This window comes from Mesorhizobium salmacidum (SeqCode), from assembly GCF_037179605.1.
GTDB classification, from domain to species: Bacteria; Pseudomonadota; Alphaproteobacteria; order Rhizobiales; family Rhizobiaceae; genus Mesorhizobium; species Mesorhizobium salmacidum.
In genome coordinates, this window is the sequence record NZ_JAPYKS010000001.1 from 19,250 (window position 1) to 45,669 (window position 26,420).

23 protein-coding genes are annotated in these 26,420 nt (G+C 61.2%); 6 read left to right on the forward strand and 17 right to left on the reverse strand.

Annotated elements, in window-relative coordinates; all coding sequences use genetic code 11:
• Positions 1-2 precede the first annotated feature (2 nt).
• Entirely contained in the window at positions 3-989 is a 987-nt protein-coding gene (gene dhaK / locus O7A60_RS00105; RefSeq protein WP_337104475.1) for a dihydroxyacetone kinase subunit DhaK, read from the forward strand.
• 70 nt (positions 990-1,059) lie between these two features.
• Positions 1,060-2,082 (forward strand): nucleotidyltransferase family protein, encoded by a 1,023-nt coding sequence (locus O7A60_RS00110; RefSeq protein ID WP_337104476.1) that lies wholly within the window; start codon positions 1,060-1,062, stop codon positions 2,080-2,082.
• A gap of 8 nt (positions 2,083-2,090) precedes the next feature.
• On the opposite strand, the gene O7A60_RS00115 is transcribed toward O7A60_RS00110, so the two are convergent.
• The 4 genes from O7A60_RS00115 to O7A60_RS00130 all read right to left on the reverse strand — a co-directional run bounded on the left by O7A60_RS00115 (position 2,091) and on the right by O7A60_RS00130 (position 5,056).
• Complete coding sequence (locus O7A60_RS00115) at positions 2,091-3,074, reverse strand: phosphoenolpyruvate carboxykinase (ATP) (RefSeq protein WP_337104477.1); 984 nt, start codon at positions 3,072-3,074, stop codon at positions 2,091-2,093.
• On the reverse strand, positions 3,071-3,505 hold the full coding sequence (locus tag O7A60_RS00120; protein ID WP_337104478.1) for a lasso peptide biosynthesis B2 protein: 435 nt from the start codon (positions 3,503-3,505) through the stop codon (positions 3,071-3,073). The genes O7A60_RS00115 and O7A60_RS00120 overlap by 4 nt, the downstream gene beginning before the upstream one ends.
• A 12-nt stretch (positions 3,506-3,517) precedes the next feature.
• On the reverse strand, positions 3,518-3,808 hold the full coding sequence (locus O7A60_RS00125; protein ID WP_149905695.1) for a PqqD family protein: 291 nt from the start codon (positions 3,806-3,808) through the stop codon (positions 3,518-3,520).
• 435 nt (positions 3,809-4,243) lie between these two features.
• Positions 4,244-5,056 carry a DUF2259 domain-containing protein gene (locus O7A60_RS00130; protein WP_337104479.1) on the reverse strand — a complete coding sequence of 271 codons (813 nt, stop codon included), beginning with the start codon at positions 5,054-5,056 and terminating at the stop codon, positions 4,244-4,246.
• A gap of 151 nt (positions 5,057-5,207) precedes the next feature.
• Here O7A60_RS00130 and O7A60_RS00135 point away from each other — a divergent pair, with 151 nt between their 5' ends.
• Positions 5,208-7,115 carry a propionyl-CoA synthetase gene (locus tag O7A60_RS00135; protein ID WP_337104480.1) on the forward strand — a complete coding sequence of 636 codons (1,908 nt, stop codon included), beginning with the start codon at positions 5,208-5,210 and terminating at the stop codon, positions 7,113-7,115.
• A gap of 126 nt (positions 7,116-7,241) precedes the next feature.
• Here the strand turns inward: O7A60_RS00135 and O7A60_RS00140 are convergent, their stop codons facing one another.
• The 9 genes from O7A60_RS00140 to O7A60_RS00180 all read right to left on the reverse strand — a co-directional run bounded on the left by O7A60_RS00140 (position 7,242) and on the right by O7A60_RS00180 (position 18,203).
• Entirely contained in the window at positions 7,242-9,623 is a 2,382-nt protein-coding gene (locus O7A60_RS00140; protein WP_337104481.1) for a polysaccharide biosynthesis tyrosine autokinase, read from the reverse strand.
• 148 nt (positions 9,624-9,771) lie between these two features.
• Positions 9,772-10,668, reverse strand: a complete 897-nt coding sequence (locus O7A60_RS00145; RefSeq protein ID WP_140746177.1) for a UTP--glucose-1-phosphate uridylyltransferase — start codon at positions 10,666-10,668, stop codon at positions 9,772-9,774.
• A gap of 74 nt (positions 10,669-10,742) precedes the next feature.
• The gene (locus O7A60_RS00150; protein WP_337104482.1) at positions 10,743-11,711 is read right to left on the reverse strand and encodes a glycosyltransferase family 2 protein; all 969 of its coding nucleotides are present in this window, start codon (positions 11,709-11,711) and stop codon (positions 10,743-10,745) included.
• Positions 11,701-12,651, reverse strand: a complete 951-nt coding sequence (locus tag O7A60_RS00155) for a glycosyltransferase family 2 protein (protein WP_337104870.1) — start codon at positions 12,649-12,651, stop codon at positions 11,701-11,703. Before O7A60_RS00155 ends, O7A60_RS00150 begins: the two co-directional genes overlap by 11 nt.
• Positions 12,651-13,640 carry a glycosyltransferase family 2 protein gene (locus O7A60_RS00160; protein WP_027142871.1) on the reverse strand — a complete coding sequence of 330 codons (990 nt, stop codon included), beginning with the start codon at positions 13,638-13,640 and terminating at the stop codon, positions 12,651-12,653. Before O7A60_RS00160 ends, O7A60_RS00155 begins: the two co-directional genes overlap by 1 nt.
• 15 nt (positions 13,641-13,655) lie before the next feature.
• Complete coding sequence (locus tag O7A60_RS00165) at positions 13,656-14,828, reverse strand: glycosyltransferase family protein (protein WP_337104483.1); 1,173 nt, start codon at positions 14,826-14,828, stop codon at positions 13,656-13,658.
• Positions 14,829-15,131: 303 nt separating this feature from the next.
• Positions 15,132-16,055, reverse strand: coding sequence for a glycosyltransferase family 8 protein (locus tag O7A60_RS00170; RefSeq protein WP_337104484.1), 924 nt, complete (start codon positions 16,053-16,055; stop codon positions 15,132-15,134).
• Positions 16,056-16,143: 88 nt separating this feature from the next.
• On the reverse strand, positions 16,144-16,998 hold the full coding sequence (locus tag O7A60_RS00175; protein ID WP_027142868.1) for a glycosyltransferase family 2 protein: 855 nt from the start codon (positions 16,996-16,998) through the stop codon (positions 16,144-16,146).
• The gene (locus O7A60_RS00180; protein WP_337104486.1) at positions 16,995-18,203 is read right to left on the reverse strand and encodes a polysaccharide pyruvyl transferase family protein; all 1,209 of its coding nucleotides are present in this window, start codon (positions 18,201-18,203) and stop codon (positions 16,995-16,997) included. Before O7A60_RS00180 ends, O7A60_RS00175 begins: the two co-directional genes overlap by 4 nt.
• Positions 18,204-18,265: 62 nt before the next feature.
• On the opposite strand from O7A60_RS00180, the gene O7A60_RS00185 reads away from it, so the two are divergent.
• From O7A60_RS00185 to O7A60_RS00195, 3 genes are read left to right on the forward strand one after another with little or no spacing between them, the layout of a single operon-like run.
• On the forward strand, positions 18,266-19,771 hold the full coding sequence (locus tag O7A60_RS00185) for a lipopolysaccharide biosynthesis protein (protein ID WP_337104487.1): 1,506 nt from the start codon (positions 18,266-18,268) through the stop codon (positions 19,769-19,771).
• The gene (locus O7A60_RS00190; protein WP_337104488.1) at positions 19,768-20,742 is read left to right on the forward strand and encodes a glycosyltransferase family 8 protein; all 975 of its coding nucleotides are present in this window, start codon (positions 19,768-19,770) and stop codon (positions 20,740-20,742) included. Before O7A60_RS00185 ends, O7A60_RS00190 begins: the two co-directional genes overlap by 4 nt.
• 34 nt (positions 20,743-20,776) lie before the next feature.
• The gene (locus O7A60_RS00195; protein ID WP_337104489.1) at positions 20,777-21,925 is read left to right on the forward strand and encodes an acyltransferase family protein; all 1,149 of its coding nucleotides are present in this window, start codon (positions 20,777-20,779) and stop codon (positions 21,923-21,925) included.
• A gap of 368 nt (positions 21,926-22,293) precedes the next feature.
• Here the strand turns inward: O7A60_RS00195 and O7A60_RS00200 are convergent, their stop codons facing one another.
• The 4 genes from O7A60_RS00200 to O7A60_RS00215 form a co-directional block, all read right to left on the reverse strand.
• A complete protein-coding gene (locus O7A60_RS00200; RefSeq protein WP_337104490.1) occupies positions 22,294-23,625 on the reverse strand; it encodes a UDP-glucose dehydrogenase family protein in 1,332 nt (443 codons plus the stop codon).
• Positions 23,626-23,673: 48 nt separating this feature from the next.
• Complete coding sequence (gene exoK / locus O7A60_RS00205; RefSeq protein ID WP_337104491.1) at positions 23,674-24,534, reverse strand: endo-1,3-1,4-beta-glycanase ExoK; 861 nt, start codon at positions 24,532-24,534, stop codon at positions 23,674-23,676.
• A 148-nt stretch (positions 24,535-24,682) separates the two neighbouring features.
• The gene (locus O7A60_RS00210) at positions 24,683-25,084 is read right to left on the reverse strand and encodes a hypothetical protein (protein WP_140746145.1); all 402 of its coding nucleotides are present in this window, start codon (positions 25,082-25,084) and stop codon (positions 24,683-24,685) included.
• 297 nt (positions 25,085-25,381) lie between these two features.
• Positions 25,382-26,404: a glycosyltransferase family 2 protein gene (locus tag O7A60_RS00215; protein WP_337104492.1), complete on the reverse strand. Its 1,023-nt coding sequence runs from the start codon at positions 26,402-26,404 to the stop codon at positions 25,382-25,384.
• Positions 26,405-26,420 lie beyond the last annotated feature (16 nt).

The window sequence follows — 26,420 nt, forward strand, 5'->3', positions numbered from 1 at the left end:
CCGTGAAGAAATTCATGAACTCGGTGGACACGGTGCTGACCGAGAGCCTCGACGGTTTCGTGGCCGCTCATGCCGACATCCTGGTGCTTGGCGAGGAGCACAAATTCATCCGCCGCAAGATGCTCAAGCCGGGCAAGGTGGCGCTGATCTCCGGCGGCGGCTCCGGCCACGAGCCGCTGCATGGCGGCTTTGTCGGCTATGGCATGCTGGACGCCGCCTGCCCCGGCCAGGTGTTCACCTCGCCGACGCCGGACCAGATGCTAGCGGCCGCGCAAGCTGTCGACACCAGCGCCGGCTGCCTGTTCATCGTCAAGAACTATGAGGGCGACGTGATGAACTTCGACATGGCGGCGGAAATGTCGGAAGGCGTGCTTCAGGTGGTGACCAATGACGACGTCGCTGTCGAGAATTCGTCCTACACGACCGGACGGCGCGGCGTCGCCGGCACGCTGGTGGTGGAAAAGATCGTCGGTGCCGCTGCCGAGCACGGGCTGGGGTTGCCGGCGTTGAAGGCACTGGGCGAGCGCGTCAACGACGCGACCCGCTCGATGGGTGTGGCGCTGACCAGCGGCACCGTGCCGGCGGCCGGCAAACCGACCTTCGATATCGGCGATGGCGAGATGGAATTCGGCGTCGGTATCCATGGCGAGCCCGGCCGCCGCCGCGACACCTTGAAGAGCGCCGATGCGATCGCGCAGGAGATCTGTGCCACGATCCTTGGGGATCTGGATGGCCAGGCGAAAGGCCCGGCGCTGCTGTTCGTCAACGGTTTCGGCGGCACGCCGCTGATGGAGCTCTACTTGATGTACAACAGCGCTCGCCGGATTTTCGAGAAGCATGGCGTGACGATTGCCCGCTCGCTGGTCGGCACCTATGTCACCTCGCTCGACATGGCCGGCTGCTCGATCACGCTGACCCTGCTCGACGACGAACTGACGGACTGGTGGGACGCACCTGTCCACACGGCCGCGCTGCGCTGGGGCCTATAAGGCTGGCTTCGGCCGCGCTTTTCTGCAACCATTCTGGACAATCCACTTAGCCATGGATTTGCCCGGGTTGATGCTGCCCTCCCTCACCTTCGCCGAAGAAAGACTGCTGCTGCGCTTGGCCGATCCGGAGGCCGCGGCGGTCGAGGACAATTTGTCGGCGAAGGCACTGTCGGCACTGCTCGACAATGCCGAATTCCACGGTGTCCTGCCTATCATGCTGCGCAAACTCAGGGAGCGCGGCGACGCGCGCCTGCCTGAAGATCCAGGCCTGCAATCCAAGCTGGACGATCTGCGCCAGAAGGCGACGATCGCCACCGGCCAATCGATGCTGCTGCAGTATCATGGCGACCGCATCATGAAGGGGATGGTTGCGGAAGGCATTCCGGCGCGGATCGTCAAGGGACCGGTCTTCGCGCGAAAACTCTACCGCAACGTTTCCGACCGGCCGTTCACCGACATCGACATCCTCGTCGAGCCCGCCAACCTTGCGCGGGCAAACCAGGTGATCGCGGCGTCAGGCTTCGAGCTTGGCAGCAACGAAGCCGAATCCTACCAGCTGCAGGAGTTCAAATGGCTGGAAAAGGAGAACGCCAGCCTGCTGGTCGAGCTGCATGGCGACCTTGTGCACGATACCGGCATGCGGCGGCGCATGTCCCTGGGCTTTCGCGAGCTGGGCATCATTGACGGCGAGGCGACGGACACGCCGGCAGCCCTTTTGACGATCGCCATCGTGCATGCGGCAGGGGGGCATAAATTCCACCGGCTGCAGCTTTGTGTCGACGTGCTGCAAGGCGTACGGGCGCTACAGTCGCCGAAAGCAGAGCAACGCCTGCTCGACGCCGCCCGCATGATCGGCATCGAACTCGAACTGGCGATCGTGCTCAACGTGACCGGCCAGTTGTTCGACGAACCGCATGCGTTCGAACTGGCCGGGCGGATCAAGCCCGACCTGTCGATACGGTTGGCCAAAAAGCTGATCACGACGAACACGCTGCTCAGGGTCAACTCCCGGGAGAAGATCGGCTCGCGTCTGCGTCGCGATGCGTTCCGCTGGATCCAGCGGCTGGCCAAGGCCAGGCCATACGCGGCTTGAAGTGGCCGTCAGTCCCGTGACGTCAATGTGGCGCTTATCAGCGCCGCCGCATCGGCCGGACGCGCGCCCACTTCCAGGGTGAAGGTCGGCACCGAGGAGACCAGCTTGCCGATCGTCGCCAGCCGGCGCTTCTGCAGCGGCAGCAGGCCGGTCATGCCGGTGCGGACATTGTCCATCGCCAGCGCCACCATCGCGTCGGTCCGGGCCATGGGCGTGAGCCGGGTTTCTTCGTCGGCCGATCGCGCAAGGTGCAGGAGTGCTGCTACCGGACGGGCGGTCGGGTTCTCGATTTTTATGATCCCACCCAGCTTTTCCAGCGAAACAGCCTGTTCGCCGTTACGGTCCCAGGACGGCCCGAGACATGGCGCCACAAGCGGGATCATCCGCGCTGTCTTCTCATGGATCTTGACGTGGCGGGGCAAACCCCAGGCAACAGGCGTGGCGGAAGCGACATTCAGGATCATGGCATCGTCGGAGCACAGGCCGAATCCTTGCGTTGCCAAGGCCAGCGATGTGGTGGTCTTGCCGGTACCGCTCGGGGCATGGACCAGCACGACGGCGTCGCGGCCCGGCAGCGTCAGGCCCGCGGTGTGCAGCACATGTTGGCCGCCGGCATCGAGTGCTGCGTCCAGCATCAGCATCGAAGGCGTCCAGGCGGCCTTGCTGTCGGGCACGATGCGGAGTCGAGCCCAGCCCTTCTCGTTGATCTCGACGGTCTGGCGTCCTGGCAGGACCAGATGGACGCTGGCGCCGTCCGTGATCATCCGGCAGTAGCCGTCGTCCGGGATCTCGCCGTCGAAGACCAGGGATCCGCCGGGTGTCTCGTCCAATGCTTCCGCCTCGACGATGTCGAGATGAAAATCCGCTTCGGTCGAACCTTCGACGCGCAGGCTGGCGAGCATCCTGTCGAAGTCCCGCCATAGCTCGGCACGGTCGGCCGAAATGCCGAGGACATGGCCGTTGAGATCATAGAAGACGCAAGGTCTGGTCAAGTGACGCGCACTTTCGAGGCGCGGTCATGGTGGCGATAGATCTCGACCATGCCGGGAAGGCTGTCGCTGACCACCGGCCTGCCGTCGAGGCAGACCCAGCAATGCGCCGACAGCCGCGACGCTTGCAGCGACTTCGGATCGACGCCGAAGTGCAACTCCGGATCGAAGCCCGCGAGGCGCAGGAAACGGTGGCCGAGCAATCCTTCCCGCAGGCATCTGCGGTCGCGCATCAGCCAGGGACGGCGCACGGCACGGTTGACGCGGGCGATAATGTAGGGGGCTGGCAAACCGCGATAGGGCGTCGGCGAAGCGAGCGGCGCCCATTTCAGCACCTCCTCGAAGCTGCGGTTGGCAATGAGGACCGGCATCAGCCGCGCGCTTGCCCAGAGATGGCAGCGAAACAAGGCGCGCAAGAGAGGACTGTCCGCCATTAAGCAGTCCTTTCAGCTATCGAGTCCTGGAGCGGCGAGAATGCCTTCCGAAACAAGATCGGTGGCCAGCGCCGCCATGTCCTCGTCAAGCGTGCCCTTGTCGACCTCGAACTCCTCGCAAAGCAGGCCCACGATCTGGCCGAGGCTGCGCGCGCCATCCACCTTGTCGAGAAAAGCTTCGGTCGTGCCGTTGCAGGTATAGAGTTGACCGCTGCGCGCCAAAAGCACGACCGCGCCGTCGCCGACATGCTGAACCGAGGCATCGTCCGCCAGCCGCAGAACCGTTCCAGAGGCAATTTCCATCACGTGCCCCAAAAGCCATGCAAAACCCCGAAATGAGATAGCGCGGTGGTGGGGCGCTGTCTATCGGCCGGCTGGGGTATGGCCCGCAGGCCTCTATGTTTGCGATAGGCTCTCGTCAGGCCGCAACGTCCATACACGGCCGAAATCGTCCCAGAAACAGTCGTCGGAATGACGCGGCAGGCGAGTGCGTTGACCGGCAAGACCGTTGCTTTTCTTCCTTTGGGTAAGGTAAGAACTCCTCGGGACCTGGGGAGATAAGCGTATGCGTTACAATTGGGAGCGGGCTCCAACGACTTTCGAACGTCATCGAAAAGCTCTTGCGACAGCCATTTTGATCTTCGGCGGTGTCGGCCTCATGCTGGTGGCCTTGCCGATCTAGTGCAATCCACATTTGTTCAGCGAATCCGGTTCGTTAGACGGCTATCGATGGATCGCTCATCGGAGCTGTCCGGTTACGGCGATGAAGCGGCGATCACGCCCTTCAAAGCCCTGGCTGAAGCGCTGCACCAGCACGACGATCACCGCCGGCTTGCCAGCCGGTGTGTATTCATAGGATTCCGACAGGCTGTAGGAGCTCGGGCAGTTCCTCGAGCCCGGCACGGCCTTGTCCTCATGCAAGGTCCTGAAAGGCTTGCCGTCCTGGCCTTGCAGCGTCAGCCGGAAACCGAGCGCCTTGCCCGATGTGCCGCCTTGCTGGGTGTCATCGAAGCTCGCCGAACAATCGGCCGTGCTGCCGGCCAGAATCTGTTCCAACTGGATCGTCGAAGCTCCGGTTTCGTCATAGAGCGGCGAAAGCCATTTCTGTGACACCTGCTCAAGGCGGGGAATGTCGTTGTAGGCGACCATCTCACCGGGAAAGGTGAACTTGTCGGAAGCCGTCTGCTTGCCGCGCGATGCGATGGCATATTTGGCAAGGGTGGGTCCTGCCTTGGCGGTGGCTTGCGCCCTTGCCTGATCGAGGCTCAGCGTCGACTCCTCGGATTCGTCGACGATCAGGATCGGCTTGCCGCCGACGAACTCGTCGGTTCTGATATCGATGATATCGATCTCGGAATAGCCGGAGGCCGAGGCACCGGCGTCGAGCGTTCCGTATTGTTCGAAGGCGAAATAGACGCCATCGGGCGAGAAGCCGATGATACGCCGTGCCGCGGCATCTCCGGCATGAGCGGTCCCGGCTGAAACCGCCAGTGCCACGCCAATTGCCAGCCCAATCGCCGGCCTTGCCGCGATAGACCACCGATGGTGCATTCGTTCACCCCCTCGATAGCCGCCACTTCACGACACCGCGCGTGTCAGGTCAAGACGCGGCCGACTGAGACGAAAATGCAGGGAGACATCGCCCGAAGAAACAACATAGGCTATTGCCGAGGACCGCAAATCGTTCCTGGGGAGGTTACGGATGGCTTCACGCTATCATGAGGTCTATGACGGCTGGAAACGCGACCCGGAAAAATTCTGGGCGGAGGCGGCCGAGGCAATCGACTGGTATTCGCCCTGGGACAAGGTGTTCGATGCCGCCGCCGGCGTCTATGGCCGCTGGTTCACCGGCGCGACCTGCAACACCTGCTACAACGCCCTTGACCGGCATGTCGCCGGCGGGCGGGCCGACCAGATCGCACTGATCCATGACAGCGCCATCACCGGAACGGTGAAGAAGTTCACCTATGCCGAGTTGAAACGCGAAGTGGTGGCGCTGACCTCGGTGCTCAAGAACCGCGGCGTCGGCAAAGGCGACCGCGTCATCATCTACATGCCGATGGTGGCCGAAGCGGCCATCGCCATGCTCGCCTGCGCCCGCATCAGCGCCGTGCATTCGGTCGTGTTCGGCGGCTTTGCCTCGCATGAGCTTGCCACCCGCATCGACGACGCAAAACCGAAACTGATCATCTCGGCGTCCTGCGGCCTGGAGCCGGGCCGGGTGGTCGCCTACAAGCCGCTGCTCGACAAGGCGATCGAGATGTCCCGCCACAAGCCGGACGCCTGCCTGATCCTGCAGCGTGACCAGTTGCGCTGCGATTTGAAGGACCATTTCGACATCGACTATGCCGACGCCGTCGCCCGCGAACGAGCGGCCGGCGCCAATGTCGATTGCGTGCCGGTGCTGGCGACCGACCCGCTCTACATCATCTACACGTCGGGCACGACCGGCCAGCCCAAGGGCATCGTGCGCGACAATGGAGGCCACATGGTCGCGCTGAAATGGACGATGGACAACGAGTTCGGCGTCAAGCCGGGAGAAGTGTTCTGGGCGGCGTCCGACGTGGGCTGGGTGGTCGGCCATTCCTACATCGTCTACGGACCGCTGCTGCATGGCTGCACCAGCATCCTGTTCGAAGGCAAGCCGATCGGCACGCCCGATGCCGGCACCTACTGGCGGGTGATCTCGGAGCATGCCGTGGTCGCGTTGTTCACCGCGCCGACCGCCTTCCGCGCCATCAAGGGGCAGGACCCCAAGGGCGAGTTCGTGCCGAAATACGATCTGTCCAAATTCCGCACGCTGTTCCTCGCCGGCGAACGTGCCGACCCCGAAACCATCAAATGGGCGGAGCAGAAGCTCAACGTGCCGGTGATCGACCATTGGTGGCAGACCGAGACCGGCTCGCCGATGACGATCAACCCCGCCGGGCTCGGCCTATTGCCGGTGAAATACGGCTCGCCCGGTGTGCCGATGCCGGGCTACGACATCCGCGTGCTCGACGATGCCGGCGATGAGGTGCCGCGCGGCACACTGGGCAATGTCGTGGTCAAGCTGCCGCTTCCGGCGGGCTGCCTGCCGACGCTGTGGAACGCCGATGCCCGCTTCCGCCAGGCCTATCTCGATGAGTTCCCCGGCTTCTACAAGACGGCCGATGCCGGCATGATCGACGAGGACGGCTATCTCTACGTGATGGCCCGCACCGACGACATCATCAACGTCGCCGGGCATCGGCTGTCGACCGGCGCGATGGAAGAAGTGCTGGCCGCCCATCCCGACGTCGCCGAATGCGCCGTCGTCGGCATCGCCGATGCGATGAAGGGCCAGATTCCGCTGGGCTTCGTGGTGCTGAACGCCGGTGTCGCGCGCGAAGGCGGCGCCATCGAGAAGGAGGTCGTAGCGCTGGTGCGCGAGCGTATCGGACCGGTCGCCGCCTTCAAGACGGTGGTGACCATCAAGCGGCTGCCCAAGACGCGGTCCGGCAAGATCCTGCGCGGCACCATGCAGAAGATCGCCGACAAGGAAGCGTGGACGATGCCGGCGACCATCGACGACCCCGCCATCCTCGAGGAAATCACGGCGGCGCTGAAGGCGCGTGGCATCGGCGTGTAGGGAGCACTGCCGGCATCTGGGTGGCGCTACCGTTCCGCGATGTTGCGGCGCTGCGAACTTTGTGACGGCCGCAGGGCGGGACGGCCGAAACTTTGCGCAATCTCGAAATGAGAGCGGCGGCCTATCTCAGGCCGCCGTCTTCGACCGCACTTCCGACTTGTCGAGATAGTAGCTCGAGTACTTGTCGAAGAATTTCTCCGACGCGCCGAACGATCCGTATTTGGCCAGCTTCTTCAGATCGACCTTGTTCAGCACCGCGCCGACGATCTTGTTTGCGACATAGGGTTCGGATTCCAGCATGGAGCGCACCATGGCGCGCGGCGTGCGGCCCCATTCGGCGACCAGAACGAAGCCGTCGACGAGCGGGGCGAAGGCCTTGGCGTCGACCACTGGCCCCAGCGGCGGCAGATCGACGACGATGTATTCGAACGTCTCCTTGGCGTTCTCGATGAAGCGCCGCATGCCGGCCGAGGAGAGAAGCTCGCTGGTGTGCGAGAAATGCCCACGCGACACCGCCGGAATGATCGCCAGCTTGGTCTGCCTGTCGATCTTGCCGACGGACTGCCAGGTTTGACCGCTCACCACGGCTTCCATCAACCCTTGCTCGGCTTCCATGCCGAGGCTGCGGCTGAGGCCCGGATTGCGCAGGTCGCCGTCGATGAGCAGCGTCCTGGCGCCGTTGGCGGCGAGCAGACCGGCGAGATTGGCCGCGACCGTCGACTTGCCTTCGCCGGGCAGGACCGAGACCACGCCGATGACTCGGCTGGCTTGCCCTTCCATGACGACATCGAAAGCGATCTTGGCGCTGCGCAGCGTTTCGGAGAACATCGACGCCGGAGCGTCGATGCTTACCCGCATTCGCGCGCGCCTTTCAATGGCAGCCGGCGATCTGGCGACCTTGAGATCGGGCTCGTCCGGTTTGTCTTCCTTCGTCGGTTTGCTGCCGATGATGGGCAGGTAACCGAGGAATTTGAGGCCAACGCGGTCGCGCACCTCGTCGCCGGTCCTGAAGAATCGCTCGTTGAACTCGTTGAGCCCGCCGAAGCCGGCGCCCATCAGAACGCCGAGCACCAGCGAAAGGCCGAGCACGATGACGGTGCGCGGGCTCGAGGCGGCAAGCGGCGTCGACGCATCCGAGATGATGCGGATCTTGCCGACCGGGAAGGATTGCTGCTGCGCGGCTTCCTCGTAGCGGCCGAGGAACGTCTGGTAGAGTGTGGTCAGCGCCGTCGCCTTCTGGTCGAGCTCGCGCAGCTTCACCTGCGACTGATTGTCGATGGAGCTCTTGCCTTGCGCGGCGGCGACATTGGCCCTGAGCGCGGTCTCGCGCGCCAGCGCCACCTCATATTCGTTGCGATAGTTTTGGGTCAGTTGCTTCAGTTCGCCGAAGATCTGCGCCGATATGTCGGCCTTCTCCTTGGCGAGCGCCACCGCCTGCGGATGCTGCGGGCCGAAATTCGCCTCCACATCCTGCTGCCGCTTGGCGACGGTGAGATAGCGCGTCTTCAGCGCCGCGATGACTGCGCTGCTTGGCTGGTCGCTGGATATGGCGGCGTCCTTGAAAGCGTTGTCCGAACCGCTGTCGACGATCGACTTGTATTGCTGGTAGCGGGCGCTGGCACGTGCCGTGTCGGCCTGCGCCACGATGAGCTGGGCGTTCAGGTCGGCGAGCTGCTTGTCGCTCATCAGCTGGCCGTCGCTGTTGGCGGACAGGCCGTGTTCGGCCCTGAATTTCTCGACCGCCAGCGATGCCTGCTGCGAGCTCTCGCGCAGTTCGGTCAGCCGGCCCTGCAGCCAGACGGCCGCGCGCTCGGTGGCGTCGAAGCTGGCATCGAGCTGATCGGCGAGATAGGCGTCGGCATAGGCCTTGGTGATGGCTTTCGCCAAACCCGGATCCGTCGCTTGATAGCCAAGCGCGATGACGTAGCTTCGCCCGACGCGATCGGCCCGGATCTCGTTCTGCAGCTTGAGGATGGCATAGTCGCGTCGCGACGTGGCGATCAGCGCATCGCGCGCGGCGGGGTCGAGCTTGGAGATATCGCCGACGCCCGGCGTGGCCTGGCTCGGATGGACATACTGGATCAGACCGCGGATCATCCCGACGCCCTGGGCAAGCGCCGACTGGGGCGGGTTCATGAACGCGTCGTTCTGGTCGAGCTTGAGCTTGTCGACGACCACGGCGGCGAGCCGGGTCGAGGTCAGGATCTCGATCTGGCTCAGGATGGCCGAATCGGTCTGCATGGTTGTCGATGCCGCCGAGATGTCGTCGACGATCTTGTTGAGGCCCTCATCGATCAGCACGCTGGAGACCGACACATATTTTGGCGGCGTCGTCTGCAGATAGAGCAAGCCCAGGAAAAGACCGATGATGGCGCACACGCCAACCACCTTGGCCTGCCGTGCGGCCATGCCAAGCAGCCGCTCGATATCGATGAAGTCGTCGCCGTCTCCTGCGTCCGAATTCGGCAATGGCATCCTCTTGTCGAGAGGAAAATTGGCATAATTCATCTTCGGTCCAATTCTGGCTTGTCTCGCTCGCGGGCCCCAGAAAGATCGGGAGCATTGGCGGACGCGACACACGCTTGGTGCCGGACAGCGAGGAGCCGACCGGCCCCTCCGCCGTCAGCCATCCGACAATGCTCCCGAAAGATGGGCATTATGCGGCTTCTTCCTGGCGTTCATGCGTCCGGACGAACTCCCGGAGCATCTCGAAAACCGGGCCCTTCATGTCGTCGCGCGCCAGCGCGAAGGCGATATTGGCCTGGATGAACCCCTCCTTGGAACCGCAGTCGAACATGCGGCCCTTGAAGGGCTGGGCAAAGAATGGCTGCTCCTGCGACAGGCGGACCATGGCGTCGGTCAGCTGGATCTCATTGCCGGCGCCGCGTTGCTGGTTGCCCAGAAGCTGGAAGATCTCGGGCTGCAGGATATAGCGGCCGTTGATGTAGAAGTTCGACGGCGCGTTGGCCGGCGCCGGCTTTTCGACCATGGCCGTCACCTCGAAGCCGCCGCCAATGTCGGCGCCACGGCCGACGATGCCATATTTGTTGGTCTCGGTCGGATCGCAGCGCTCGACGGCGATGACGTTGCCGCCGGTCTCGGCATAGAGGTCGGTGATCTCGGCCAGGCATCCGCGCCCTCCGAAGGAGACCATGTCAGGCAAAAGCAGGGCGAAGGGCTCGTTGCCGATGACCTCGCGCGCGCACCAGACGGCATGTCCGAGGCCTTGCGGCGATTGCTGGCGGATAAAGGAGGTGGCGCCGGCCACCGGAAGCAGGCTTTCCAGAGACTGCAATTGCGCCTTCTTGCCGGTCTGCTCCAGGGTTCCGATCAATTCCGGATGGAGGTCGAAATAGTCCTCGATGACCGCCTTGTTGCGGCCCGTCACGAACACGATGTGTTCGATGCCGGCCTCGAAGGCCTCGTCCACCGCGTATTGCACGACGGGCCTGTCGACTACGGGAAGCATTTCCTTCGGCATCGACTTGGTCGCCGGCAGGAACCTTGTTCCAAGCCCCGCCACCGGTATCACGGCCTTCCTGATTTTCTTCATCGCAAATTCCTTCTGAGGAGATCGACTTCAGTCCATTCACAGGCCACGAAAAATCCCTCCATGTGCCTGCATCTTCACCTCCCCACCCCAACGGCAAACTGTGCCGCTACTCTTCGCAACCGCACGGCGATCGGCATTCTCATATGCCCGACCGCCGCCGGGTCGCTGAGCGCCGTCCCGATCGCCTTGAGCGGGGACCGCGCCTTGATGTGCTGAATCATCGCCAGGAACGAGGCTGCCTTGCGCAGGCTGCGGCCGCGCCGGGCGAACGCTGCCTGCGCGGCCTCATCCATCTGGTGGGTTTGAGCGAATACCGCATCTGCTTTGCGCATCGCTTCGACGTGATGAAGCTCGAGCACACGGGAGATGGAGCCGCTGCGAATATGATAGGCATAGCCGATAGTAGGCTCGACCACGCATCTGCCGCCCTTGGCGAGAGCGTCGGCAAACAGGATGTAGTCCTCGCCGATCCTCAGTTTCTCGTCATAGCGCAGCTGGTTCTCGTCGAGGAAACTGCGCAGGAAGATCGGCTTGAGGTAGCCGAAATTGAATTTCGATTCGAAGACGACGTTGCCGGCGATGTAGGTGGCGAGCGTTATCTCGCGCAGACCTTCCAGATACTGGCGCGGGAACATCGCGTCCTCGACCACACCGTCCTCACGGACGACCTGGAGATTGTCGACGGCGATCTCGGCGTCCGCCTTTTCGGCGCGGCCTATCATGGCGGCGATGCGGCCGGGAAAGACGGCGTCGTCGGAATCGAGAACCGCGATCCACCTGCCGCGCGCGGCGTCGAGCCCGGCATTCCTGGCCCCACCGGGGCCCTTGTTCTTTTCGAGCGCCACGACGCGTACGATGTGCTCGGGATAGGCTCGCGCCACATCGAGTGTGCCGTCACGCGATTTGTCGTCGACGACGATGATTTCGAGGCTGACGCCCTTCTGGGCGATAGCGCTGGCGATCGCCCGATCAAGGGTTGCCTCGGCATTGTAGGCGGCAATCACAAAAGAAACGTCGGGGACGAAGGCACCATCAGGCTGCATGCTTGCCCCCTTCCTCTGGTGAAGGCTGGCCGTAGAGGCGCAGTTCGCGGACACCGACAAGGCCGCTGACGACGCCGACATGCATGATGCCGCGCAGTACGCTGCGGTTCCTGCGCATCGGGCTGGCGGCAACCGGAAGTGCGGCGGCGAAGCAATAAGCGGCCTTTGCCACGGCAAGGCCGGCCTGCTTCACCCGCGCGATGCCGCCGGCATTGCGGCCCAGGAGATGGCCGTGCGTCTGGCCGACCCGGAAACGACGGCGGCTGAGCCAGTCGAACGCGGCTCTGGCCCTCGGCACCGCCTCGTCAACCCATGCTTCCGGCGCAAAGGCGATCCGGCCGCCTGCCTTGTGCATCTGGTCGAAGAATTCGGTGTCCTCACCGCCGGTCTGGCCGCGCGCCAGGCTGAAGCGGCGGTCGCGCAGGCTGTCCGATCCCATGCGCAGCAGGACGTTGCAGGTGTAGCCGGTGCGGATTTCGCCGCGCACGCGAACCGGCAAGGTGGAATGGAAATCGCCGCGGCGCATCCAGTCCGGCGCATCCGGGCGATAGAGCGCGCGCACCGGGCCGAGAACCGCGGCGGCACCGCTCTGTTCAGCCATCGCCACCAGTTCGGCGAGCCAGTGGGCGGTGGCGGTCTCATCGTCGTCGATGAAGGCCAGGAAATCCGCCTTACTGGCGTCGAGACAAGCGTTGCGGGCAATCGAGATGTTACGCGCCGGGCAATGCCGGTAGCGGACCGGCAGCTTCAATTCCTGCGACAGCGCCGTCACCAACGCCCTGGCGCTTGGCGTGTCGTCATTGTCGGCGACGATGACGCCGACCTCGAAGCCGTCAGGCATGGCAAGCGCGGCGAGCGAGCGCAGCGTGTCGGCCAGTTCCGGCCGCCGGAACGTGCACACGCCGATGTCGATGCTGCGGTTCCTGACCCCAGCCACCATCACGCCGCCCTCCGCCACGCGCCGAGGCCGAGAAGCTGCAGCCAGAAGCCGACGGACCAGCCGAAATGCATGACCATCGCCGAGACGCCGGCAAGCGCGATATCGGCATTGCGCTGACTGATGGCCGTCACCAGGCCGTAGCCCAGGCACACCGCCACCCACAGCAACAGCGGCAGCGCCGCAATCCAGTGCACGAAGGAGAAGGCCGCCAACAGAACCACCGGGAAGACCGCCAACGGCACCATCTGCCGAACCTTCGGGATCACCCGGTGTTTCAGCACATTCTTGGCCCGGCCACGGCCGTAGCCGAGGTACTGGAAATAGAGGCCGCGCAGCGAAGTACGCGGATAGTAGACCATCTGCGTCCTGCCGCTCATCCAGATCCTGTAGCCGGCCTGCCTCAGCCGATAGTCGAGTTCCGCATCCTCGTTGTGGCTGAACGTCTCGTCATAGCCGCCGACGGCCTGGAAGGCCGATATCCGCATCAGCGCGTGATGGCCGTGGTCGACCCACTCGCCGGCGGAGAGGTGGCGATGCTTGGAGCCGCCGGTGCCGAGCTTGGAGTTCTGCGCCGCCGCCGCCGCCTTCTGCACGGTGCCGCTGCCGCTGGTCAGCATCGAAACCACCACCGAATCGGCGCCGGTGGCCTGCGCCTCCTCGATCAGCCGGTCGCAATAGTCGTCGGGATAACCGCCATGGGCATCGATGCGGATCAGATATTGCGCGCCCTCGCCGAATTTGGACACCGCCAGGTTGATCGCGGCACTCTGGATGCGCCTTTCATTGTGAAGCAGGATGATGCGCGGATCGTTCTTCTGGCGCTCGCCGACAATTGCCAGCGTACCGTCGGTGCTGCCGCCATCGGCAACGAGGATCCGCGCGCCAAGCCGTTCCGCCGCCGGGCAGAGCTGGTCGAGCAGCGCACCGATATGAGTTGCCTCGTTGAGGCACGGGATCACGATCAGGCTGGCGGCAGGCGCTTGCGTCATCGGGCGATGTTTCTCCTAGGCCAAAACTTCGGTTGTGAAAGGCTCGCGCGCGATGGTCAGTCGGCGAAGTTTCTCGACCAGGGCGCTGCAGTCGCCGCGATCGTAGCTCCACATCCTCGGATTGTGGGCCAGCACGCGCGCCTTGAGCCTGCCGAAGCGGTGTTGTTCCATCCTGCCAAGTGCTGTTTCCAGCGCCTCGGGCGTGGCCTGCGGCAACAAAACGCCGATATCGCGCTGCCGCAGGAACCGTCCGGTCTCGGTGTTGTCCATCGAGATCGGTACCGCGCCGAAGCGGCAGCCTTCATAAAGGCGGTTGGGCAGCAGCCATTCGGAGTTCTGTCCCTCCTCGAAGAAATCGATCGCCCAGGAGAAATGGACGTCCTGATAGATCGCCGCCATGTCCTCCGGGTTGCGATACGGCCCGCGAAACGACAGGTAAGGTTCGGCATCGACGAAGGCATGGAAATCCGGAAATTCGGAAAGTGCCGGGCGGCCGCGCAGTACGATCTCGAACCGGCCCTCCATACGGCGCGTGAAGCCGGCCAGCAGTTCGAGCGAGCGGCGGCACCGAAGCGCCCCGAACCAGCCGATACGCCATGGCGGGGCGCAAGGTCCTTCCACCGCCTCGCGTTCGCCAGGCAGAACAGCCGCTGCCTCGAAATACTTGTTCTCGACCAGTTCCACCGGTGCCGCGACCTGGCGGAAGGGTTTGAAATAATTGGCGATGAAGGCGGGCGAACTGGTCACCAGCAGCTTCACGTCCCGCGCCAGATGGCGCTCGGTGGCGCGCAGCGCCTTGCCCAGGACATCGTCGCGGAGCACCAGGCGATGAATGTCGAGGCATTCATAGACGATCGGGACCGCGGCGCCGAAAGCCGACCTTGTCCGGCGCGCCAACGCCAGCATTTCCAGGTTGCGCGCGATGATGATGTCGGGCTTCGGCATGCCCTTGAGCTTCGAACCTATCGAAACTGCTGTTTTCGCCACGGCCGCCAGACGCTGCGCGAATCGGCCGTCACGCGTCGCGCCAAGGTCGACCGGCCGCAATCCTTCGATATCGGCAACCGGGGTGGCGGTACGGCGGAAGCCAGCCAGGGTGACCTGGGCGCCACCTGTCCGGAGCATCGTGATCCGCCGGCGAACCGCCGGATCGGAAACATCGTGTACAAGGTACAAGACATGCAGCATGAAAACTCGACCGCTGTTTGACCCACCCGAGGCGAGCCTAGTACAGCTCTTGCTGCATCGCAACATTTTTGCTGCGGCGTAGCAAAAATCGACCCGGTGCGTTGATCAAGGCGAATGCCAAACAGTCAGGAGAACCACACGCTCTGAATGGATTTATCACGTCGTTTCAAAGGCTTGCCAGCTCTGGAAGTTTCCATTGGGGAGTCAGGTCGCGGAAGACCATCGACTGGCGATAAATTTGTGCATAGTGCATATTGCGCTGCAGCATAAAATGCGTGGATCGAGACGAAGCAGGATGGCGCCCTACGGATTGGCCGAGCCCCGAGCCAAATTCGGTTTCTTGAATAGGTACTTAAGCCACATTTTGATAATGTCTCGATATCTGATGTTCTCTTTTCGCATGACCTCCCCGGCGAATCCCGACCGGAGCAGGTGCTTCCAATAAAGCCACGCAAACGGGTGCCACTCTCCAGCCTTCCACGGCTTAACGCTCTCCGTAAAGTGGATGATCTTCGGCACGGTATGCCTATCTCTCGACATCACGCGCCATGCGGCTAGATCATCGTACATAAACTCTCTCTGGAAATTCCAAGTCGCATCCACCTGCTTCCACTTACCCCACAACACGACATTCAGGGCGTCCTGATCGGCATATTCAAACTTGGATGGATGCTCCAGCAACAGATTCAATGCACCTCTCAGAATTCCATCGATACGAGCGCGCTGCATGTCAAATACCATCATCCCCGCGTTAAAATATTGACCGGGGAGGGCCAAATTATACTTCTGCGCGAACGCTTCGATATTTATACCAGGATCAGGAACAGCCGCACAAACACAGTCACCCAACTCGCATTGCCAAAGCTCTTTCAGGCTGCCCGTTACAACCATATCGATATCCAGGTATATGAGACGAGATATCGATTCATCCAGAACCTCGTCCATGATAAGACGCAAATATGTAGCGCGGCTTATTTGCAGAAGAGGAGGCAACGTCAGAGCGTCGTGGCCGACAATTGAATACCAGCGAACCTCCATCCCTCTCAATTCGGCCGATATTAATTTTTGCAAATCTTCACTTATAGCGTCGTGTATAATATGCACATTGAAGGTGTCATCATGACCAGAATTTGATTGGACTGATTTCAATAGTGCAACCAGATGCGGTACATAGTTTGTATCGGACACGCATACTATGTTGATATTTTCATCAACAGAATTTCTCATCACCGCTCCTTAAACTCAAAAAAAAGCCGTTCTGATCTTTCGAACGCCAAAAATGTCAGCCGCCACGCCCCGGGAGATGCTCCACGGCTCAAAAATATCGCGACTTTGCACTTGGTTGCTTGAAATTTGCTTTAGTCATGGCCCAGGCAAAGCCGAAATGCACTCGAGCTTTTTCTGGTCGGCGGCGCAAAGTGGCGAGAATACCTCGCAGAAGCCGAGCGATGATCCTGTCCGGCAAAAGTAGCCGCCGATTGACGAAGTATCCAATTGCCAATTCCTCCCGCAGAAGCTTGGTCTCGCTCCATGTCTCGGCGTTGTGGTTGGGATTGCTGTAGCTGACATCCCTGGTGTCGATGCGCAACATCGCGTGACGGCGGGATGCCAAATAGTACTTGGTCCATTCCTGGTCCTCGGCCGAAAAGACCTCCTCCCGGAAGGGACGCTCTCGTAGCAGTCGAGTAGGGATCATGGCCATGGTATTGGACAGGCCATTTCTGCCGTTGAAGTTGTGATTGGTCATAACGGTGTGGCACTCGTGCGGGGCATCCTGTGCTGGTGGATGCCTCCAGTAGACAATCTCCATGCCCCCACTAAGACCAGCGTCCCATCCTTTCGCTATCAGGTCAGGCGCCCGAATGAGCATGTGGCTGCTGATGATGAGCGTGAGAGGCTGGTCGTTGACTGCGACACCGAGATTGATCGCTTTCGAGAAATTGAAGTCCTCGGAAGGATATGTCACGATATCCGCACCAAGCTCTTCAAACGCGCTGGATACGGCCGGATCGCGCGACGAATCCACGATGATCAACCGTTTCGGAGGCACGCTTTGTCTTCGCAGCGCTTCTATCACTTCGATCAGGAGCGGCGTGCATTGATATGCGCGGATCACCGCCGCGTAGTGCGGCGAAGAGCTGCAATCCGGCATTCCAATGATCTGGCTCATTTCGGCGGCATCACGGCTTGGACAGCATGGACCATGTCGGAGGGACCATCAGCTAGCCGGCAGATGGGCGCCGCATGTGTCCAGGTGTCGTAAAAAGCAGCAGCTTTGGCATCGAAGGATCTGAAAACAACGTTCGGGATTCCGAGAAGCGTGCTCAGAATATGAGCATGCAACCGATCGGTGACCACAATACGCCCGCGGCTCAACAGATCGATACCCACCCTCAGCCGGGTCTCCGCGTAGCGTCGGCGTGCGATAAGCGCCAAGGGTGCCAGCAGCGGATAGGCGGCAGGAAACTTACGCGTGAATTTGGAGAACAATATGTCCGCCAATCGAGCCGCGGTTCTGGGATCATCCAACCAGTCTCTCGCCTCCGCGGAGAGCCCCATCTGGTTCAACTGCCTCTTGATTTCCTCATGCGGCGCCACCGCTTCCTTGTCAGTGCGCAACAGGCAGAACGCGTCCACATTTGCCGGCTTGCGGACGATCCGGTCCATGGCGAATGCCATGTCCGGACAGAGCACCACTTGGCAATCGAAATTCGCCCGGGCAAAGGCTTCACTTTTTGTGTCACGAGCCAGCAATGTGAAATCGGAATGCGCGGCGATGGCGTCACGCGTCTCCTGCAACACCGCCGGTGAGTCGAAGTGGATGCTTTGAGACAGCTGGATGGTCGGTCGATTGGGAAAGCGCCGAAGGATTTTCAAACGAAACTCGTGGTGGTGAGGATATATATCCCCGAAATTGCCCCCGCCATGCATCAAGAGAACGGATGCGCGCTCGATGTGTCGGTCAGATGACGGGCTGTAGGTACTCCAGTCGTGGAATGCCACTTGGCTGCCGGGAAGCTCGCGTTTGAAAAAATCCAATTCGCCCAACAAGATCGCGCAGTCGCCGACGTTGGGATGCTCCGGTGGATCAATAAGGTGGATGCGCTCGCCGCGTCCGGCTATCAGCGGGAGCAAGACTTCTCTGATACGATGCCGCAAGGCAATTTGAAGATCTTCGGTCGTCCGGCTCCCTTGCGGAGGGTCTTCCAGCCATTTCTGGTGCGTCATCAGAAGTCGATCCTTTTGTGTGTCGCTCTTTTCCATCTTGCCCCACCGACTGCGGTGCACAATAGCCACATCCGTTTTAATGCTGCACTGCGGCATAAATGCTTGCGCCCTGACCCGACGGGGAATAAAAACGGTCGTATCGGACATTGATCGAATATCGATCGCGGGCGGGGATGTGTCGGTTCTGAGTGTACTGGAGGCGCCGGCGCGTGGATGGAATCAAGGGAAGACTGGCCAAGGGCGCGGCATGGATCACCGCGGCTCGGCTCATCACCAATCTCCTGGGTTTGGTAAGTACGCTTGTCCTAGCGCGGCTGCTCACTCCCGGCGATTTCGGAATTGTCGCCCTCGGCTGGACCGTGCTCGCGATCTTGAACTCAGTCACCGAAATTTCGATCGGCGCTGTGCTCATCCATCATCCAAATCCCACCAAGGAACATCTTGATACCGCCTGGACGCTAAGCGCGGTGCGTGCCGCGGCGGTCGCCGCGATGCTTATGGTCGTCGCGATGCCGGCCGAATCGGCGTTCGCGGAACCGCGCTTGCCGCCGGTGCTGGCGGCGTTGGCAATTTCGACACTGATAGGAGGGCTTGGCAGTCCGCGTCGAATCCTCCTCACGCGCGACCTGGTGTTCTGGCAGCAATTCCTGGTCGAAGTTTCCCAGAAGCTTGTCGGGCTCATCGTGTCTGCCGTGTTCGCGTTCATCTTCAAAAGCTACTGGGCGCTTGTTGCGGGAACGTTGGCATCGGATTTCACTGGCCTCGTCATTTCCTATATAGTCGCGCCCTTCAGGCCAAAGCCGGGCTTGCGGCACTGGCGTGAGATGTTCGGCTATTCCATCTGGCTGACCCTTGCACAGGCTATCAACACGCTGAACTGGCGGTTCGACCACCTGCTGATCGGGGCCTTCCTCGGCAAGACCCCGCTTGGATATTATTCGGTGGGCGACAATCTCGCCGCCATGCCGACGCGCGAGGCGATCGCTCCTTTGACCTCGGTGCTGTTTCCTGCATTCGCCCATGTGAAGAACCGTGACGACGGCGGCCTGGAAAAGGTCTACCAGTCGTCGCAAGCACTCGTCACGATGATCGCATTGCCCGTCGGTGTCGGAATGGCGCTGATCGCCGAACCATTGGTCCGGCTGACGATGACGGACAAGTGGCTTCCCGCCGTAATCGTGATCCAGGCGTTGTCTGCCGTGTTTGCCATTCAAACCCTGGGAAGCCTGGCGCAACCGCTGGCGATGGCAACGGGCGACACGCGATTGCTGTTCAAGCGTGACGTTCAGGCATTCGTCCTGCGCGTCCCCTCGGTCGTCGTGGGACTTTGGCTTGGTGGACTTGCCGGCGTGGCAATCGCGCGAGCGGTGGCGGGGGTCATCGGCATCTTTTTCAATCTTCAGGTCGTGCGGCAACTCACCGGCATTGGCTACCTGGCACAGGTGCGCCCCAATCTGCGAAGCCTGGCAAGTGCCGGAGTCATGATCGCGGCCGTGCTCGTCTCTCGGTCGGCGCTTCCATCCGGCGTCGAAACGTCCGAGATGATTTTGAACCTCGCGTCACAGATCGCCATTGGAGCGATCGCTTTTGCCGGAGCGCAATTGCTGCAGTGGAATTTGATGCGACGACCTGTAGGACCCGAAACTGAACTGATTGCCCTGGGCAAGCGGCTTTTGATGGGCAGGGGCGCACGCCTGCTTGGACGGTGGGCATGAAAGGGAAAAAGCACGACACCGCGGTCGTCTTCGTGACCGACAACGGATATCTCGGTCCATCACTCCTGGCGGCACTTCAGTTGACGGCGCAAGGCATCGACGCGTTGGCCGACATCATCATCTACACGGTCGGTGTCGATCCAGCACTGATCGACACACTTCAGAACCGTGCAGGTCGGGCGCTATCCTTCATCGCGCTGCCCGACACGTCCTATGTGCCACCGGATGGCGTGGCGTTTGCCAAGAACCACGTGCCAGTCACCGCTTTGGCGCGGCTCGTGATAGCCGACCATTTGCCGTCGCAGTATCGCAACATCGTTTATCTTGATGGCGATATCCAAATCGTTGGAGACATTGCGCCGCTCGTTCGGCATCGGGTCCGGGACGGTTGGATCGCGGCCGGCAGGGGTAGCGCCTGGCTCGATCCCGACGATAGATTGGGGCTCAATCCTAAAGGCTATTTCGATGTGTTGGCGGGAGCCACGCGTCAGAGCTACTTCAACTCCGGAGTGCTGGCATGCAACCGGGACACTTGGGCCATTTATGGTCCCAAAGCGCTAAACGCATTCTTCAGCAACGGCGACACATTCATTCGGCACGACCAGAGTGCGCTCAATGCCGTCTTTGAGCAAAATGTCGAACCGCTCTCGCCAGCCTATAATTTCCACAATGTCTACGCCAAGCTCAAGTGCCACGGAATTCTCGCGCCAAAGATTATCCATTTCACCGGCCCCGCCAAACCTTGGAAGGCTGCCGTCCCGCCATGGGGATGGCGTTTCCACAAGTCTTATACCGATCTCATGGAGCGCTTTCCGGAGCTTGCGTCGGTCTTCAAAGTCGAACCTTACGCGCCGCAGCCGACACCCGGCCTGCGTGCGAGGATTTCAACCCTTCGGGGCGCTCGCACTCGAATATCCCAGCGCCGGGCATTTCGTGCCTATGTCAAGCGGGACTTCTTCGCAGTTAGATAACCGCCGCTACGTCGATTAATTCAGGGCGCGAATATTGACTCAAGACCGTTTCAATTCCCTGCATGCAATTCGTGGAATTGCAGCTATCGTCGTACTAACGAGTCACTTGGTGTTGGCCATTCCAGGTATCGATTTGCTTGTGTGGGCAGACCCAAACGCAACACGCCATTTCACCTGGCGCTGGGAGAACGTAATTACCTATTCTCCGCTCCACATCTTCTGGAGTGGGCACGAAGCAGTACTGGTGTTTTTCATATTAAGCGGCTTTGTCTTGACGTTGGCTATTCTCAAAGCACGGGATTCTTTTGCCAATTATGCCGCAAAGAGAATAGTGCGAATTTGGATGCCCTTTGCCGTCGCATTGTTGCTGGCAATAATTGCATCAAAGGCTCTTTTCGTTCAACCCATCGGAGATGGATACAGCGAATGGCTCCAGCACATGCCACCTGGTGCGATTTCAATCAAGTCCGTCGTGGGTCATTTGTTAATGACAGGACTGACCCAACATATGACGCTATCGCCCATAATGTGGTCTCTCGTACACGAGATAAGAATATCCATCGCGATGCCATTCATAGTCTGGGGCGTTCTGAAATTTCCAAAGGCCATGGTAACTTTGTCGTTGGTCCTCTTGGTGCCCGGGGCGATCTGGCCCGAAGCATTTAGCCTTACCGCCAGCAGCGTAACGCAGTCCCTTCTGCAGACCTCCATTTATATCCCGATCTTTGTCGGTGGAGCTTTCCTGGCCGTCTATCGAGACATACTGAAAACAGCTATCGCCAAATATCCAACCGTTGTCGTTGCGTTGATGTGGGCCATGGGAATTCTTCTTTTGGAGGCTCGTTGGATCATCTATGACGGGTTACTTTTCAGCCACATCTCCTCCGGAGTTGGTGCTGGCCTCATAATTCTTATGGCGTTCGCTTCGCCCGGGAGTAGCCGTTTCCTCGATAAGCCGGCGCTGATATGGCTGGGGGATATATCTTACCCATTGTACCTCACTCATTTCACTGTGCTCATCGCTGTCGCGAAAATAGGCACGTTGATTGGTGCTCCTGTGTGGATCGTCCTGCCCATGGTTCTTGCAGTGTCGCTTTTGGTGGCTGACATTTTCCGAAGAATGGTCGATAGCCCTGTGCAAAATCTCAACAAGATGTTTTCGGCCAAGCCCCGAACCGCCTAAAGCGCTTCGCGTCGAAGCGGATTCAGGCGACGCGCTTGGTCTTTGTTTTTATGCATGTCGTCTTCCCAAAACCGAGATCACTTTTGGGCGGCATGCATTGACCCGCGGCGTCGCATTGAAGGGCATGGTGGCCAGCCCGTGAGCGTCGAGCGATCGACATGATCGCCTCAATTCACACACCACGATGACGCGCTGCTCAGCTGGAGTGATGGCGCGTTGGTGACGTTGCACGGGGCTACACGAATTCAAGGCCGGCTATCCAATTCAAGCTGGCTATCTTCCGTCGACCTGATGCATGTCGCGCAAACTGCCCAGAGCGCGGAGCGCACGACGCGGGGTTAACAGCTGTCGTGATTGCATTCAGCTGCTCACGCGGCCAGCCTGCCAATCGAGTGATATTCGATGCCGTGGCGCGCCACGACCTTGGGATCGTAGAGGTTGCGGCCATCGAAGATGACCGGCGTGGTCAGTGCAGCCTTCAGCGCATCGAAGGACGGTGCGCGAAAATTCTTCCATTCGGTGGCGATCAGCAGCGCATCGGCGCCGCGCAATGCCGCTTCCTTGGTGCCGCACAGCATCAGGTCGTCGCGCAGCCCATAGATGGCCTGGCATTCCTGCATGGCCTCGGGGTCATAGGCCTGCACGGTCGCGCCGGCGTTCCAAAGCGCTTCCATCAGCACACGCGCCGGCGCCTCACGCATGTCGTCGGTGTTGGGCTTGAAGGCCAAGCCCCACAGCGCGAAGGTCTTGCCCGTGAGATCACCCTTGAAATAGCGGTGCACCTTGTCGAACAGGACGGATTTCTGGTCGTTGTTGCGCTCCTCGACGGCGCGCAGCAGCTTGGCGTCGAATTTGACGCCCTCGGCGGTCTTGATCAGAGCGCGGACGTCCTTGGGAAAACACGAGCCGCCATAGCCGAGGCCCGGATAGATGAAGTGGTAGCCGATGCGCGGATCGCTGCCGATACCCTTGCGCACCTCCTCGATGTCGGCGCCGAGCTGCTCGGCGAGGTTCGCCATCTCGTTCATGAAGCTGATCTTGGTCGCCAGCATGCAGTTGGCGGCGTATTTCGTGAATTCGGCGCTCCGCACGTCCATCACGATCATCTTCTCATGGTTGCGATTGAAGGGCGCGTAGAGTTCGCGCATCACCGCTTCGGTGTCCTCGCTGCTGGTGCCGACGATGATGCGGTCGGGCTTCATGCAGTCGGCGACGGCGGAGCCTTCCTTGAGGAATTCGGGATTGGAGGCGACGTCGAAGCGCAAATCCTCGCGCCCCCTTTTCTTCAGCGTCTCGGCGATCCTGGCCTTCACCTTTTCGCAGGTGCCGACCGGCACGGTCGACTTGCCGACGACGATCTTGGCGGTATCCATCTCGCGCCCGATGGTCTCGGCGACCGTCAACACGTATTTGAGGTCGGCCGAACCGTCCTCGCCGGGCGGCGTGCCGACCGCTATCATCTGGATTTCGCCATGCCTGACGGCGGCCGCCGCATCGGTGGTGAACTTGATGCGGCCGGCGGCGTGATTCTCCCTGACGATGCTTTCAAGGCCTGGCTCGAAGATCGGAACGAGGCCCTGGTTGAGCCGCTCCACCTTGCTTGCGTCGATGTCGACGCAAACGACCTGGTGTCCAACCTCGGCAAGCACCGCCGCCTGCACGAGGCCGACATAGCCAATTCCAAACACCGTCAAGTTCATGCGGTTTGCTTCCCATCAGGCAGCGGGCCTCTTCTCGACCCTGCCGGTTCAATTCGTCTTTCCCAACTCCTTTATACCGCACACCAGCGATTCCGGAAATTGGCAGGGCTGGCCGAGCGCGGTGAAGGCGACACGTTGGACCTGCAGCGAAAGCTTGCGGCCCGGATCGGCGAACGCTCCCATCCAGCCCTTCATCGTGTCGCTGCCCCAAAAGCTGAAGAAAATCCTCTGCGCATGGCTGGGCAGCTTCGCAGGATCGGTGATGGTGTTCACAAGCTGGCCGTTGAGGTACCAGCGAAGACTATCCTTCTCCCAGACGAAGGCGTAGTCGTTGAAGGCACTGTCGGTGCCACCGGGCACGTCGACCAGCTTCTCGTTCTTGCCCTTGCCGGCGATATAGGCGTTGACCTGCACCTTGGACGTGTCCTTGGTGAGGACCTCGAAATCGATCTCGTCCCAGGGCTGCTTGTCGGACGGGCCGATATAGGAAAAGAAGGCCGCATTGAGGCCGGCGCCTGTATCGGTTTTCATTCGCGCCTCATAGGTACCATAGCCGAAGCGCTGCTTGGTCTGTATCTCACCGCAGGCGAACTCACGATCTTTGGTCTTCTGCTTCGCGAAACCGAGCGAAAGAACGCCGTCGGAAAGCTGGACCAGGCCTTTCGACCAGGTGCAATTCTGATGGCTGCCGTTTGTCCAGCCATCTGAAACGTACCAGCGCTCGCGGTCGAAACTCTTGAAGTCGTCGACGAAAGAGGGCGCGGACTGGACATCCTGCGCATGAGACGGGGTTGCCGGCAGGCTGCCAAGAGCGGCGAGTAGCAAAGCGACTGCCAGGCCGGACCGCCAGCCGAAATGCATGGGGGCGTCAATTGCTGTCGTGGACATGATTTTGGGATCCGAATTCATGACAAACTCACCTTTGCGCTGTGCGTCCCCAACCCAAAGTCGACGTTTGAACCGCTTCCAAACGGGCCAACCTTGACCTCTTCAATCACCCTCCCGACTTCCTCCAGTCTTGCATCACCTCCGTCGTAACGGTCCCGCGCCGCCGTCTTCACCCCCGGCCGGCTCCTGCCCGCCAGGCCGATGCGACCGTGGCCGGCGAATCGGTGGCCGCGTTCTCGTCGAAGACCACATCCAGCGAATGACGGAGCTCGCGCATCATGCCGCCCTGGCGCGACAATGCCGCGATGCGGCGCTCGCTGTTCAAGATCGACTGCGTCAGCGCACTGACCTCGGACGCGCGGCGGTCGGAGGCGGAACCGTTTTCCACGGCTTCGACTGGGAAGGCCGCGTTGGTCGCCTCCTTACGGTAGCGGCTCTCCAGGCTGGTTTTCTCGGCGTCGATTTCAGCCGCGACCTGCTCGAACAGCTTCGCCAGCCGGTCGAGACGCGCAACGTCTGTCTGCCTGTCGCGGATAGGATCCCTTGATCTGAAGCCGAATATCGAGGCCATGAGCTTAAATTCCCGTCATCGCCGGCTTTCTGGGCCGGCTTCCGGCCGGGCCACTGGCCGATCCCCGCAACCGGGGCTGAAAAACTCGTACCGCGTCCACTTCGCCGAAGAAGAGAGACTTCGGACCAGTCCGACCGGGGGCCAATTCGGCTGGCCGTTCAATTTGCTGCACCGCAACATAGACTGCCATCCCCGGAGCCGCGAGGCAACCACCCAATTCGTAAACTCATAAATCCGATCGAAATGGTTTGCGTGGCACGCTCCCGGGCGGCAGGCAGCACCGGACGGTCCCGCGCCTTACCGTCCCTTGCCCGTGCTGGTTCCGTCCATCAGGAACCGCAGCGTCGGTACGCGCTTGTTCCTGGACACGAGGCCAACACTGCGAAACAGCGCCTCGAGCTTGTCGGATGCCACCCCCTGGACGATAGGAATGAGGTTGGATTGGCTTGCGAAGGCGTAGGCCGCGGCCGAAGCCAGGCCCCGCTCGGCCTTCACATCGAGGAAATTGCGCAGCCGGTATTTGTCGCGCACATGCCGCTCGTGCCGCCGCAGTACCGCCTTGGACCCTTCCGGCAGGCTGTCGATGGCCAGCAGCGCCAGATCGGCATCGGCCAGCCGCTTCAGGTCCTGCGTCTTGTGGCGGCCACTGAGCGAATCGGCGCGCACGATGGCGCCGTAACCGCAGGAGCGGATGACCTTGAACCGTGCCCCGTGGGCGACCGCCCGCGCGTAAAGCTCATAGTCCTCGCCCAGTCGCAGGCTTTCGTCGTAGCGCAATCCGTGGCGGTCGAGGAAGGCACGGCTGATCACGGGCTTCAAGAAGCCGAGTTCACCTCTTTGCACCCGGCGTCTGGAGATGTTGCCTTCCACGAAGCTTTCGAAATCCAGGAATTCCGGATCGGCGGCAAAATCCGGGGCGACGATTTTGGTCGCGTCACCGGTCGCGTCATCTCTGATAAGCATGATGTTGTCGGCGGCGAAATCCCAGTCGGCGCCGGCAAACAAGTTGCGAAACCGGCCCTCGAGGAAGAAATCGTCGGCGTCCAGAATGCTGACGAACGGCGCTCGTGAGCGGGCGATCGCGGCATTGCGGGCAAAGGACGGGCCGCGGTTGACGTCGAGGCGCATGACGGTAAGCCGACCGCTGCCATCATCGGCGGAGTGGGCGACCTCGGCCGTAGTGTCGGTAGAGCCGTCGTCGACGACGACGACCTCCGCCACTTCCGGTTCGCGCAGCGCGGATCCGATGGCGACCGCGATGGTGCGCGCCGCGTTCTTGGCCGCGATGATCACGCAGACCTGGGATTTCGTCATCGACATGGAATTTGCCTCTTGC